Source organism: Gammaproteobacteria bacterium (genome assembly GCA_013003425.1).
Taxonomy (GTDB): Bacteria; Pseudomonadota; Gammaproteobacteria; order Steroidobacterales; family JABDKV01; genus JABDJB01.
Genome location: JABDJB010000078.1, coordinates 88421 through 102474, shown reverse-complemented (window position 1 = coordinate 102474; position 14054 = coordinate 88421). Strand labels below are relative to the sequence as shown.

The window sequence follows — 14054 nt, the reverse complement described above, 5'->3', positions numbered from 1 at the left end:
AACTTGAATATGCCGATCTCTCGCCTCTTCAGAACCTTTGTTCTGTTTCCGTTTTTTGCGCTGGCCGCATTTCCCGCCTTCGCCGATATCGATCTCGTTAACGACGCTGGGTTCACCTACGATATTAATGAGAACGAAGGCGGTCTTGATGATGGTCGGTGGACCGATGGTGTCGACTCACTGAGTGATGCCTGCGATGACTGCTGGGACATGCGTATCGACGGGACCCGGTACGACCCACCCGGTACACCGGAATTCGACGAGAGTGGTCGGGAAATTACGTTTCCTGTGCAGTCCATGTCGGGGCTTGATGTGGTTCGCAGGGTCTTTGTGCCGCAGGAAGTCAATTTCGTCCGATACATCAACACGCTGACGAATCCCGGGACGGAAGCGATCACGGTGGCCGTGTCTAATGAAACCGACCTCGGGTCAGACAGCCGTACAACCATCGTTACCAGCTCGAGTGGCGACGCGTTAGCGACTACTGAAGATTCGTGGATAGTCACTAACGGTGACACCAATGACCCGATCGTGACGCATGTCTGGGACGGTACCGGCGGCGCGGATACGGCGGATGTCGTTTCAGTACCACTGGGCGGCAACGATGATGTCGACTGGACCTGGGACAGCGTAACGGTGCAGCCGGGTGAAACCATCACTTATATGACGCTGGGGGCGATGGATGTAACTGCGGAAGACGCAACAACCTCGGCAAATGCGTTGGCCAATCTGGACTATCCGCAGATCTATCTTGGCCTTGGTGCGGTTCTCGGGCAGATTCAGAACTGGAATTTTGCAGATGACGACGAGGATGGTCTGCCTAACGTTTACGAGACGCTATTCGGCCTCGACCCGAATAACATGGCCGATGCCGCAGGCGACCTCGACGGCGACGGTCTCACCAACCTGGAAGAATATAATCTTGGCACGGATCCCACCGAGACCGACACCGACGGTGACACTCTCGGTGATGGAGATGAAGTCGCATTGGGGACAAATCCAGCCAAGTCCGATACAGATGGGGACGGTGTGTCCGATTCGGGCGAGGTTAATAGTGGCCTGGATCCACTGGTGGCGAATGCGGGCCTTGCACCGCTGCTGCTAAGCGAGGGGCTCGACAACGCACAAATACCGGAAGTCTGGGAAGACGCTGCCGGCAAATTGCACATTGTGTATACCGCACGGGAATTGAGCCCGGAGCGTGGCGGTTCAGGCGAAGAGGTTTACTACACGCTGCTCGACAGTAATGGCAGCATGCTTATTGCGCCAACACAGGTCAGCGCGACGGGCGTTGGCGGCCCCGGCACGGGTCAGAACGTCCGGGCGCAGGTGGCGGCCACAGATGCCGGTGTTGTTTATGTCGTGTGGCAGGAGAATGGTAGCAGTGTTCCGAAGTTGCACCTGAAGGTCCTGGATATTACTGCTGATGACCAGGATGGTAGTGCGGCTGACCTGATGGTCATTGGCCCCATCGCCGAGCGCCCGCTCAATTCATCACTGTTTCTGGCCCACAGCGCGATGACGCTCGATGCCGACGGTAACGCGCACATCATGGCTGGCGAGAGATGCAATGGCACGCGCACTATCAGTTATTTCAAGGTTGGCCCTGACGGCGCGGACATTTTTCCGGAGGTTTCCGTTATCAACGACCTGGACTCCTGTCACCCGACAATTGGCCTGGGCGTAGACAGCGCTGGTGACGTGCATTACGTCTACAGCAGCGACTACGATGATTTCCCGGTACGCTTCCGGCTGTACTACGGCATGCTGAGCGGTGCAGATGGCTCGACCCTGATCGCGCCGACTCCCGTGACGCCGGAAGGCAGTCTCAGCGGTGCCAAGCACAGCACCTTGTCGGTTGACGCCAATGATATCGTGCATATTGTTTTCGGTTTTGGCGACGACACGCCCCCGGAAACCCGTGGTGGCAGCAACTACCGCTCTTTCGCCGCAATAACCTACATGGCGCTGGATCCATCACTTGACGACCAGAGTGGCGATGCGGCATCGGCCGAAGCGATTACCGCAACCCCGATAACCATGCTTACCGAGCCTGATGGCAGTCATCCCTGGTATGTGGAGTCACGCATGAGCGCCACGCCGGGTGTTATTGATATCACCTGGAACGAGGGTGGTGGCTATGGCTCGGCGCCGGTGTATTTCATGTCCTACGATACGAGCACTGGCACAGCATCGGAGCCGATCCTCGTCTCGGAAACCGCCGAGAGCCGAACGGGTAATAACTACGTGCCACTGGACGGCGGGCGGGCTCTGCTGCAGGAGCGAGCCGACCATGAGGAGGCGACTGGCGTCCGTAGTATCGTTGCGAAACGCGTTTCCGCGGCGCCGGTCCAGACTGCGACCGACACCGGCATCGCCACGATTGGCGCTGCGGGCGGCGTTGCATTTTTCCTTGAGGCGCTCGGGGTAGACCAGTTGCCGGCATCGGCACAACCGGGCGTACCCGCAGGTGTTGATTTCATAGACGGCTTTTTCCGCGCCATCATCAATGGTGTCGAAACCGGCGGTGCAACGACGTTAACCTTGACGCTGCCGTCTGAATACGATCCTGCGATGGACTTCCTGTTCGTCTGGAATGCCGCCGATGGATGGGTGTCGCTACCCTTTACCTTGGGCGGGACACCAAATGAGGTGATCATCATGCTGGAGGATGGTAATCCCGGTGATGCCGATTTCGCCGCTAATGGCCAGATCGTAGTGCCTCTGGGTTTGGCAAAGAATTCGAACATTAGCGCGCCGGCATTTACCAGTTCGCCGCCGGCAGCTGATGCAATTGTCGGTCAGCCGTTCAGCTTTACCATCACCACCACCGATGCCGATGGTGGCAGCATCAGCTTTGAGGCATTAATGCTGCCGTCGTGGCTGACCCTGACTGACAATGGCGATGGCACTGCCACTATCAGCGGTACCCCCGGTGAAGGTGATATCGGTTCCAACCAGGTCAGCGTCCAGGCTGCGGATAACGGCTTTGTACCGCAGCAGTCGGTGCAGAGCTTCGCAATCACAGTAGATCCGGGTACCGTCGTTACCAACCTCGTCGGTGATGGCGGTGGCAACGGTGCCACGGCGCCGTGGCTGCTCATCTTCGCCAGTTGGCTGTGGTTTATGCGCGGCCGTCGTATCCAGAAAGGAGCCTGAGTGATGAAGAAACTGTATGGTTTAGTAATCTTGCTGGCGTCAGTTGTTATTGCCGGGCCGGCCGCGGCTGAACATGAGTGGTATGGCGGCATCAGCGGCGGTGAATCCGATGCCGATTCGAACGCCGCTGCACTGGTCAGCGGGTTGGTGGCGAAGGGTTATGACGTAACCAGCGCCACCATTGACGCCGAGGACAGCGGCTGGCGCTTTCATGTTGGTCTCAGGTTTACCAGCCTGTTTGCTGTAGAGCTGGGCTGGGTCGACCTGGGCGAAGTGAATTCGTCTGTGACGGGAAACATCGCACCGACTAGCGCGGCCCAGTTCACGCAGGACGTCGCGGACAGCCTGCCCGTAATGCCGCGCGGCATCACCCTGGCGGCTGTTGCCCGCGGTACGCTGGCCAGCATGGGCATGCAGGGGCCGGCTGCCGAGAAGTTCAGCGTTGCTGCCAAGCTCGGCATGATCGATGCCGATTCAGAACGCAAGGTCAACGGCGTTCGCGGCAAGGATGAAGTCGAGGCCGATCCGTACTACGGTTTTGCCGTCGGCTGGGACTTCACTCCGCAATGGCGCGGCGTTCTCGGTTTTGAAGTGTTCAACCTGGCCGACTCAACAAGCTACTGGTCAGCCGGTGTGGAGTATCGCTTCGCAGCGGGCCACCAGTAAACGTAAGCTGATGCATCAGAGGCCTGCGTAGCAATACGCAGGCCTTTTTTTATATGCGTGCAGGAAACAGCACACGGCGCACAGCGACTTCGTGGCCAGGACATCCCGGTCAGGAAATGAAAACGAGGGCATGGATTGCTTATGGCCGGTGTTGGTAGCGCCGCTTTGCCAACGTTCGATCTATGAAGCTGCACCACTCCTGAGAGCCGCGAGCGGGTACGCCCGGGTTTTCCCGGATCCCGAGCCTGAACTCCACAACGGAGCGCCATTCCATGGATCCGACATCCGGACCGTGCCCCTGACCATCACCGGTTCCCAACAGAGTCTCCACTTCGCGATTCCACTCGGACGAACAGGGTGTCGACTTTGTCCACTCGTTGACAGCGCAACCGCTCAGCAGGGCCAGGCCAGTGGCAAGCCATGCCAGAGGCGCCACTAGTGACCGCGGTCTGCCTGCGGTAGTACGAACCTGCCGTTGTCGTTGTTCCATTCGCTGCATGGCCAAACCGATGCTGTGCAGACTATTCGGGCAGGCCCGCAATAGAGTCGGGCCTACCGGCCGGATTTGTCGGCGCCCATCATGCGGGCGGCCTGCGGGCCCAGGATTTTGAAAAAAAGCTCGGGGGCGAAGCGCTTGAAGCGGTAAAACCAGCGCGCCTCGGCATGCGGAATGATCATGAATCGGTTCTTCTGCACGCCTTTGAAGATATCTTTGGCCACGTCGTCAGCCGTTACAGAGGCCCGGTTGACCAGCTTGTCGGCCACATCACGCAGCCTGGGATCGGGGCTGCGGAACTGCTCAAGAATATTGGTCTTGAAAAACGACGGACAGACCGCCGATACGCCTACCCCGTGTGGCTGCATCTCGGCCCGCAGGCTCTCTGACAGGCCGATGACGCCGATTTTCGCCACGTTGTAGCCAGCCATGGCGGGTGCCTGCGCTATGCCTGCAAACGAGGCGATGTTGACGATATGGCCGCTGCGCTGCGCGGCGAGGAGTGGGGCGAACAGATGGCAGCCACGGACCACCCCCATCAGGTTGATATCGAGTACCCATTCCCAGTCTTCCAGCGGGGTATCGATAACGGTGCCGGCGCTGCCCACGCCGGCGTTATTGACAATAACGTCGACACCGGCCCATTCCTGCTGCAGCCGCTCCCGGGCTTGCTCCATGTGGTCAGCGGAGCGCACGTCACACTCAGCCCAGAAGCCGTCGCCGCCACAAGAGCGTACTTCTTCCAGCGCCGTGCGAGCCCGGGCAGGGTCAACGTCCGTGACCGCCACGCGCCAACCATTGGTGGCGAACTGTCGTGCTATGGCCAGGCCCAGGCCGCTGCCGGCACCGGTAATGAATACGCGTTTTTGCGGGAAGCGCTCAGCCATAACTGGCCGGCAGTGTAGCGCGACGGCAGAGGTTTGACACGATCACGGCAGGTCTCTACCGTGCGGTTTTTGCCCCGGGAGCAATATATGGCCGGCCTGTTTGATCTTAACGGACGTGTTGCCGTGGTTTCAGGCGGCAGCCGCGGAATCGGCCAGGCCATTGCCGGGCTGCTTGCGGCCCACGGCGCCCACGTCGTAGTCAGCAGCCGCCGCCAGGAAGGCGTAGAAGCCGTTGCCGCGGCAATTCGCGCCGACGGTGGTTCAGCCGAGGCTGCTGTCTGCCATGCCGGCAGCACCGACGACATCGACCGGCTCGTGGGCGAAGTAACTTCGCAACACGGCAGGCTCGATATTCTGGTGAACAATGCCGCCGCCAACCCGTACTTCGGACCGGTGCTGGACACCGACATGGGTTCGGTAGACAAAACCATCGAGGTCAACCTGCGCGGTTTTTTCTATTTCAGCCGTCAGGCCGGCTGCTGGATGCGGGAACACGGTGGTGGCGCGATCGTGAATATCGCGTCAATCAATGGCGTGCGCCCGGCGCCCTGGCAGGGCATCTACTCGGTGACAAAGGCAGCCATCATCAACATGACGCAGTCCTTCGCCAGGGAGTGCGCAGCCGATGGTATCCGCGTTAATGCCGTGTTACCCGGCCTGACCGACACCAAATTCGCGTCTGCCATCACGCGCAATGAACAGGTTCTGAAAACAGTGCTGCCGCTGATCCCGTTGGGCCGCATCGCCAGACCGGAGGAAATTGCGCCGGCCGTGCTGTTCCTGGTATCCGATGCTGCATCTTACGTGACCGGGGCCAGTCTGCCTGTCGACGGAGGCTTCCTGGCGTGAAGCCGCTCGTGGCATTGTGCTTTTTACTTTCCCTGGCCGGATGCAATGGGTCAGCGCCTGAAAGTGCGTCACGACCCACCGTGCTGGTAACGCTGGCACCGGTCGCGTTCCTGGTTCAGCAGATTGCCGGTGACCGGCTCGATGTGGTGACCATGGTCGGCGCCAACCAGAACGCTGAACACTACCAGCCGCAGCCACGTCAGCTTGCCGATGCCGATCGCGCCGCCATTTATTTCAGCCTGGGAATGCCATTCGAGAGTGTCTGGCTGCCCAAACTGACCGGTCTGTTGCCGGATGTAAAAATCGTCACGCTGCACCCGGCCGGGGACGACGGCGATCCTCACCGCTGGACAGACCCGCAGCAGGCCATTGTGATGAGTGACATCATTCATGCGGAACTGGTGCAGTTGCTGCCTGCTGCGAGGGCCAGGCTGGATGAAAATCACGCGATCCTGGTAGCCAGTCTCACCGCGTTGGACAACAGTATCAGCCTGCTGATGGCCGAACAGGAACGGCGCCGGTTTCTTGTCTACCATCCGGCCTGGAGTCATTTTGCCGCGCGTTATGGATTGCAGCAGGTGGCGGTCGAGCACGACGGCAAGGAGCCTGGCGCCCGTTCGCTCGCCGGACTGCGCGAACTGGTTGCCACCGGTGGCGGCCGCTTTATGCTCGTGCAGCCGCAAAGTTCGGCCGAGCATGCGCGCCGCTTTGCCGCTGATCTCGGCGTGGAGCTGGTAACAGTTGACCCACTGAACGGTGATTACATAAACAACCTGCGCCAGGCGGCGCAGGCGATTGCCGGAGTATTGTGGTGACCGAAGTGCTGGTTTCATTGCGCAACGTTTCGGTTTCGTTGTCCGGCGCGGCCGTGCTGCGGGATGTCGATCTGGATATCCATGCCGGCGAGTTTCTCGGGGTCGTTGGACCGAACGGCAGCGGCAAGACCACGCTGCTGCGTGTAATCCTCGGGCTGGTGACTCCTGTCGCCGGCAAGGTCAGCGTGATGGGGCAATCACCCGGCCAGGCGCACGGAGCTATCGGCTACGTGGCGCAATTCGCGACGTTTCGTCGGGATTTCCCTATTTCGGTCGAGCAGACTGTATTGCTGGGCCGGCTGCAGCCGGGCATGACGCCTGGCCGTTACTCGGCAGTGGACCGCGCAGCTGCACAGCAGGCGCTCACGCAGGTTGGCGTCTGGGGCCTGCGGGCAAAACCGATCGGCGATCTGTCCGGAGGCGAGCTGCAGCGAGTGCTGATTGCACGAGCCCTGGCAGGCCAGCCGCGTATCCTGTTGCTTGACGAGCCGACGTCTAATGTCGATGTGGCGGCAGAAGAGGGCATATTCGGACTCCTGCGCGAGCTGAGCGAAACCATGGCAGTCGTCCTGGTGTCGCACGATCTGGGCTTTGTTTCCGCCTATGTCTCGCGAGTGGCCTGCGTCAACCAGACGGTGGCCTGTCATCATACTGCCGAAATTACGCCGGAAGTGCTGCATGATCTATACGGGCACGGTGTGCGCGTTATTGATCACAGTGCTGCTGGCGGAGACCTCGTATGAGCGACTTTGCCGCCGCACTGGTAAATCACAGCTTTCTGCAGTACGCGCTGGCGGGCGGGCTGCTCGCCAGCCTGGCATGCGGCATCATCGGCCCCTATGTTCTGGTCAAGCGTCTCGGTTTGCTGGCCGGCGGTATCGCTCACGCGCTGCTGGGTGGCATGGGGGTGGCGTACTTTTTCGGCCAGAGCCCGCTGCTGGGCGCACTGGTGGCCGCGGTAATTGCCGCACTGATCATTGGCTGGGTACGGCTGCGCTTTGGCGAGGAAGAGGACACAATAATTGCTGCCCTGTGGGCTGTAGGAATGGCTGTCGGTGTGTTGTTTATTTCGCAAACGCCGGGTTATACAGCCGATCTCATGGGCTATCTGTTCGGCAATATCCTGCTGATCAATCGCGCCGATCTGATTTTCCTGGCTGCGCTCAACGCAATTATTGTTGTAGTGGTTCTGCTGTTCTACCGGCAATTTCTCGCGGTAGCTTTCGATGAGGAATTCGCGCGGGCGCGCGGGTTGAACGTGTCGTTCTACTACCTGCTGCTGCTGGTGCTTGTCGCGCTCACCATCGTGGTGCTGATACGAGTAGTGGGGCTGATCCTGGTTATTGCCCTGTTGACGCTGCCGGCGGCAATCGCACGCCAGTTCAGTTCGACCCTGTCGGGAATGATGGTGCGGGCCTCGATCATCGGGGCGCTGCTCACAATTGCCGGGCTGGCCTTGTCGTATGGCCCGGACCTGCCGGCAGGTGCGACAATTATTGTGCTGGCGGGGCTGGGTTACCTTGGAGTACTGTTAGTTGGCCGCCAGCGGGACAGGTAGAATGACAACGGAAGACAAAAAAAACGACGGTACTGACGAGCCCCGGGGCGACGAAGACGTACAAATCGGTGCACTGGTGACAGCGGTTGCCGCTGCCATGACCCAGAGCGCGCTGCAGCTCGCTTCACGCACCAGCGAGGTGCCACTGCGTGTGGCGCGGGCAGTGCTGGCGGAAAAGCGCGAACCCGGTGAGTTCCAGCCTGATCATCTGAAAATGATGTACGACGCAGGCCGCTATCTGCGTGACCTGCGCGAGGTTGCCGGGCTGACCGTCAAGGACCTGGCCAGTGCGCTGGATATGCGCGATGCCAGCCTGCTCGAGGCGGTAGAGTCGGGCACCGCAACGCTGCCTTTCGAGACGATCCTGCGCATGGCTTCCCTGGTCGCGCGCAACGACCCGGTACCGTTTGTGCTGCGGATGTTGCGTACCTACAACCCTGAGGCCTGGGGCGTGCTGCAGAACTGGGGCATAGGTCGTCTGCCGCTGCAGCTTGAGCGGGAACGCCAGTTCATCAACGTCTATCGCAGCAATGATGATGCACGCGAGCTGAGCGATGAAGCCTACGCAAGAGTGCTCGAGTTTACCCGAGGGGCCTTTGAAACAGCGCTGCAGTTTGCCCGCGAAAACGGCGGGCTGAAGTCAGGGGACTAGCCGCACTCCGCAGCCATCTCGTAGCGCGCGCCGTCATCAGAGGTCTCCAGGCGTACCGGAAAGCCCCACAGACGGTGCATGTGGCGCATCATTTCTGCCAGCGTGTCGTCGTTCAGCGGGCGGCGCTGGTACTGGTCGTGACGTAGCGTCAGGGAGCGGTCACCGCGATGCTGTACTTCGTACACCTGCACGTTTGGTTCGAGGCTGTGCAGGTTGTGCTGGTCAGCCAGTGCGGCGCGCAGGCGGCGATAGCCTTGCTCGTTGTGTATTGCCGAAATCTCCAGTTCCTCTCGCTGATCATTGTCGAGCACGGCGAAAAGCTTCAGGTCGCGGATTACCTTTGGCGACAGAAACTGGGCAATAAAGCTCTCATCCTTGAAATTGCGCATGGCGAAATCGAGTGTTTCGTTCCAGTTGGTGCCGGCGATATCGGGAAACCAGTATCGGTCTTCGTCTGTCGGGTCTTCACAGATACGACGAATATCCATCATCATGTGAAAGCCCAGTGTGTAGGGGTTCAATCCACTGTAGAACGGGCTGTCAAAGCCGGGCTGCGATAACACATTTGTATGTGACTGCAGAAATTCCAGCATGAAACCTTCGTCGACCAGGTCGCGATCGTACAGTTCGTTCAGCAACGTGTAGTGCCAGAAACAGGCCCAGCCCTCGTTCATGACTTTTGTCTGGCGCTGCGGATAGAAGTATTGCGCCACTTTGCGCACGATGCGGACAATCTCACGCTGCCACGGTTCCAGCAGCGGTGCGTGCTTTTCAACAAAATAGAGCAGGTTTTCCTGTGGTTCCGCCGGGAAGCGTGCTTCCTCGGCCAGCTCTTCATCCCGCATCCGCTGTGGCACGGTGCGCCACAGCTCATTGACTTGCGACTGCAGGTACTCTGCCCGGTCACGCTGTTGCTGCTGTTCCTCGCCCAGCGACAGCGGGGCAGGCCGCTTGTAGCGGTCAACGCCCTGGTTCATCAGCGCGTGGCATGAATCAAGCAGCTTCTCGACCTCGTCAGTGCCATAACGCTCCTCGCACTGCCTGATGTAGTTGCGGGCAAAGACCAGGTAATCGATGATCGCATCCGCCGAAGTCCAGGTGCGGAACATGTAGTTGCCCTTGAAAAAAGAATTGTGGCCGTAGCAGGCGTGCGCTATCACCAGCGCCTGCATCGCCATCGTGTTTTCCTCCATCAGGTAGGCAATACACGGGTTGGAATTGATGACTATTTCAAAAGCCAGGCCCATACGGCCGCGCCGATAGGTCTTCTCTACGTTCATGAACTGCTTGCCGTACGACCAGTGATGGTAGCCAATCGGCATACCTGATGACGCGTAAGCATCCATCATCTGCTCGGCAGTGATTATTTCGATCTGGTTCGGGTAGGTATCCAGACCGAACTCCGCGGCGATTTCGCCCAGCTTTTCGTCATAGGCCATCAGCAGCGGAAATGTCCACTCGGAGCTGGTGGAAATGTAGCTGTCCCGGCTCACGATTCGACCCGCTTGAACAGCTCGCGAAATACCGGGTAAATATCGCCGGCGCCGTCGATTTGCTGCATGGCGAAATTCGGGAACGCGTCAGCAATTTTCTGATACTCGTGCCACAGCAGCTGGTGCCGGAGCGGTTTTATCTCGACATACGAGAAATACTGCACCAGCGGCATCAGGTCGCTGACCAGAAGATTGCGGCAGCCGCGACAATCGTCGCGCCAGTTGTCGCCGTCGGACGCCTGTGCGGCATAGATGTTCCACTGCGAGCTGGGGTAGCGTTCACGCACGATGTCATGCATCAGGTGCAGCGCACTGGACACCACCGTGCCACCGGTCTCACGGGCGTAAAAGAACTCTTCCTCATCGACCTCGTACGCCACGGTATGGTGGCGCACAAAGACCACATCGATCCGCTCGTAGTTTCGCTGGAGGAACAGGTAGAGGAGAGTAAAGAATCGCTTGGCGAGATCCTTGCGTTCCTGGTCCATTGAGCCGGAAACATCCATCAGGCAGAACATTACTGCCTGCGTGCTGGGCTGCGGCTGCTGGATCCGATGGTTGTAGCGCAGGTCATACGTATCGATAAACGGCACCGCCCGAATGCGGCGCTTGAGCGTATCTACCTCTGCCCGCAGCGTGGCTGTATCCTCGTCTTCGCTGTCTTCGCCGGCTATGACCAGCTTTGCTTCAAGCTCTCGTTCAGCCTGGCGCAGCCGTGCCGTTGGCCCAGCCGTCAGCGCGATGCGCCGGGCCAGGGATTGCTGCAGTGAGCGCACAACATTGATATTGCATGGCATGCCGTCGCTGGTGTAGCCGGCTCGTACTCGCTTGAACTCCGGGTCACGTGCCAGCTGGCGTTTTACCAGGTTTGGCAACTCCAGGTCCTCGAACAACAGATCGAGAAACTCGTCGCGTGACAGTTCAAAGACAAACTCATCTTCGCCCTCACCGGAGTCGCTCGCCTCGCCGTCACCACCGGAACCTCCGCCACCCTGTGGCCGCGCGACCCGATCGCCCTGGATAAACTCCTTATTGCCCGGGTGGATGTTTTCGCGGCTGCCACCACGCCCGTGGCTGAAAATAGGCTCGGATATGTCGTCGGCAGGAATCGTAATCTGCTCACCGCGATCCATGTCGGTAATACTCCGCTTCGCGGACGCATCAGCCACGGCCTGCTTGAGCTGCTTCTTGAACCGGCGCAGAAAGCGCTGCCGGTTTGCAGCACTCTTGTTGCGCCCATCGAGACGCCTGTCGACAACGTGTGTCACCCGGTGCTTACCACTCAGGATGCTTTACGGACGCGCAGGTACCATTCGGACAGCAGCCGAACCTGTTTGGGTGTATAGCCTTTCTCAACCATCCGATCGACAAAGTCGCGATGTTTCTTCTGGTCGTCTTCAGACGACTTCGGGTTGAATGAGATAACCGGCAGCAGGTCTTCGGTCTTCGAGAACATCTTCTTCTCGATGACTACCCGCAGTTTCTCGTAGCTGGTCCAGTTGGGGTTCTTGCCGGAATTCTTGGCACGGGCACGCAAAACAAAATTGACAACCTCGTTGCGGAAGTCTTTGGGATTGCTGATGCCGGCTGGTTTCTCGATCTTCTCGAGATCCTCGTTGAGAGCCTTGCGATCGAGCAGCTCGCCGGTATCCGGATCGCGATACTGCTGGTCCTGGATCCAGAAATCCGCGTAGGTCACATACCGGTCGAACAGGTTCTGGCCGTACTCGTGGTATGACTCGAGATAAGCGGTTTGCAGCTCCTTGCCGATGAATTCCGCATAGTTGGGCGCAAGGAATTCCTTCATATAGCTCAGGTACCGTTCCTCGACCTCTGGAGGAAACTGCTCGTTGGCAATGCGTGTCTCCAGGACGTACAGCAGATGCACGGGGTTGGCCGCCACTTCGGAATGATCGAAGTTGAAAACCTTGGAAAGCACCTTGAAGGCAAAGCGGGTGGACAGACCATTCATACCTTCGTCGACGCCGGCATAGTCGCGGTATTCACGAATAGACTTGGCTTTTGGATCGGTGTCTTTCAGGTTCTCGCCGTCATACACACGCATCTTTGAGTAGATGCTGGAGTTTTCTGGTTCCTTGAGCCGTGAAAGGACCATGAACTGCGACAACATCTTGAGTGTATCGGGAGCGCACGGTGCCTCGCACAGGGAGCTCTCACGCAGCAATTTCTCGTAAATATGAATTTCATCTGTCGTACGCAGGCAGTAGGGCACCTTGACGATGCAGACACGGTCGAGAAAAGCCTCGTTATTCTTGTTGCCCTTGAATGCCTGCCACTCTGATTCGTTGGAGTGGGCAAGAATTATTCCGTCAAACGGTATGGCGCCCATGCCCTCGGTGCCGCAGTAGTTGCTTTCCTGCGTTGCGGTGAGCAACGGGTGCAGAACCTTGATCGGGGCCTTGAACATCTCGACGAATTCCAGCAGGCCCTGGTTGGCGAGGCACAGGCCGCCCGAATAGCTGTAGGCGTCGGGGTCATGCTGGGCAAAATGCTCGAGCTGGCGGATATCCACCTTGCCGACCAGCGAGGAGATATCCTGGTTGTTTTCGTCTCCAGGCTCGGTTTTCGCAATGGCAACCTGCTGCAGCCGTGACGGATAGCGCCGCACGACCTTGAATTTTGTCACGTCCCCGTTGTGCTCCTGCAGGCGCTTGACGGCCCACGGCGACATGATCGATGTGAGATAGCGACGCGGTATACCGTAGTCTTCCTCGAGGATCGCGCCGTCTTCATCGGGGTCAAACAGCGCCAGCGGCGTTTCATTTACCGGTGATCCCTGCAGCGCATAAAAGGGCATTTCTTCCATGAGCGCTTTGAGTTTTTCTGCGAGGGAAGACTTGCCGCCGCCTACCGGGCCAAGGAGGTAGAGAATCTGCTTGTTTTCTTCCAGGCCCTGGGCCGAATGACGCAGGTACGACACAATCTGTTCGATCGTGTCTTCCATACCATAAAAATCCTTGAACGCAGGGTAGAGCTTTATGATCTTGTTCGAAAAAATGCGACTCAGGCGGGGGTCTTCACGCGTGTCGACCAGCTCAGGTTCGCCGATCGCAGCGAGTAATCGTTCGGCAGCGTGCGCATACACCATGCGATCGTCGCGACAGATGTCGAGATATTCCTGCAGCGAGATGACATCTTCCTGCGTCCGTTCATAGCGTGCCAGATGGCGGCTGAAAATATCCTTTGCCGATGATTTTGCCGTTGGTGCGTCAGTCAACATGCCTGGTTACCCCTGCGTCTGCTACGTAGCTGCGGACGACACGGCCCGTGTGTCATCCATCAGGCCAGAGAGGTTCTCTGGCTTTACATAAATTACCGTCCGGCTGCGGCTGCATTCCGTGACCAGAGTCACGGTTTAACCACCGGAAAAAGCTGCTTTGGCAGCACGATTCCACCGGCCTGAAGGCTGTCTGGCACCGCAGAAGGCGCCTGCAGCGGGCCTTACCGGATTAGAACGG

The 14054-nt window shown here is 58.8% G+C and carries 11 protein-coding genes; 7 read left to right on the top strand and 4 right to left on the bottom strand.

Going from position 1 to position 14054, the window contains the following annotated elements; translation table 11 throughout:
* The first annotated feature begins 9 nt into the window (after positions 1-9).
* Both HKN06_11200 and HKN06_11195 read left to right on the top strand, forming a co-directional pair.
* Positions 10-3159 (top strand): hypothetical protein, encoded by a 3150-nt coding sequence (locus tag HKN06_11200; protein ID NNF61879.1) that lies wholly within the window; start codon positions 10-12, stop codon positions 3157-3159.
* On the top strand, positions 3160-3825 hold the full coding sequence (locus HKN06_11195) for an outer membrane beta-barrel protein (GenBank protein ID NNF61878.1): 666 nt from the start codon (positions 3160-3162) through the stop codon (positions 3823-3825).
* 552 nt (positions 3826-4377) lie between these two features.
* On the opposite strand, the gene HKN06_11190 is transcribed toward HKN06_11195, so the two are convergent.
* Complete coding sequence (locus HKN06_11190) at positions 4378-5208, bottom strand: SDR family oxidoreductase (protein ID NNF61877.1); 831 nt, start codon at positions 5206-5208, stop codon at positions 4378-4380.
* An 87-nt stretch (positions 5209-5295) separates the two neighbouring features.
* Between HKN06_11190 and HKN06_11185 the strand changes: the two genes are divergently transcribed.
* The 5 genes from HKN06_11185 to HKN06_11165 are packed head-to-tail and all read left to right on the top strand — an operon-like array spanning position 5296 to position 9082.
* The gene (locus tag HKN06_11185; protein ID NNF61876.1) at positions 5296-6057 is read left to right on the top strand and encodes an SDR family oxidoreductase; all 762 of its coding nucleotides are present in this window, start codon (positions 5296-5298) and stop codon (positions 6055-6057) included.
* Positions 6054-6872: a zinc ABC transporter solute-binding protein gene (locus HKN06_11180; protein NNF61875.1), complete on the top strand. Its 819-nt coding sequence runs from the start codon at positions 6054-6056 to the stop codon at positions 6870-6872. Before HKN06_11185 ends, HKN06_11180 begins: the two co-directional genes overlap by 4 nt.
* Positions 6866-7615 (top strand): ABC transporter ATP-binding protein, encoded by a 750-nt coding sequence (locus tag HKN06_11175; GenBank protein ID NNF61874.1) that lies wholly within the window; start codon positions 6866-6868, stop codon positions 7613-7615. Before HKN06_11180 ends, HKN06_11175 begins: the two co-directional genes overlap by 7 nt.
* Positions 7612-8430, top strand: coding sequence for a metal ABC transporter permease (locus HKN06_11170; GenBank protein ID NNF61873.1), 819 nt, complete (start codon positions 7612-7614; stop codon positions 8428-8430). The genes HKN06_11175 and HKN06_11170 overlap by 4 nt, the downstream gene beginning before the upstream one ends.
* A gap of 1 nt (position 8431) precedes the next feature.
* Positions 8432-9082 carry a hypothetical protein gene (locus HKN06_11165; protein NNF61872.1) on the top strand — a complete coding sequence of 217 codons (651 nt, stop codon included), beginning with the start codon at positions 8432-8434 and terminating at the stop codon, positions 9080-9082.
* Here the strand turns inward: HKN06_11165 and HKN06_11160 are convergent.
* From HKN06_11160 to HKN06_11150, 3 genes are read right to left on the bottom strand one after another with little or no spacing between them, the layout of a single operon-like run.
* Positions 9079-10575 (bottom strand): SpoVR family protein, encoded by a 1497-nt coding sequence (locus HKN06_11160; GenBank protein ID NNF61871.1) that lies wholly within the window; start codon positions 10573-10575, stop codon positions 9079-9081. The two genes, HKN06_11165 and HKN06_11160, sit on opposite strands and share 4 nt — an antisense overlap.
* A complete protein-coding gene (locus HKN06_11155) occupies positions 10572-11843 on the bottom strand; it encodes a YeaH/YhbH family protein (protein ID NNF61870.1) in 1272 nt (423 codons plus the stop codon). The genes HKN06_11160 and HKN06_11155 overlap by 4 nt, the downstream gene beginning before the upstream one ends.
* Before the next feature lie 14 nt (positions 11844-11857).
* Positions 11858-13816, bottom strand: a complete 1959-nt coding sequence (locus HKN06_11150) for a PrkA family serine protein kinase (GenBank protein NNF61869.1) — start codon at positions 13814-13816, stop codon at positions 11858-11860.
* Between the last annotated feature and the right edge of the window lie 238 nt (positions 13817-14054).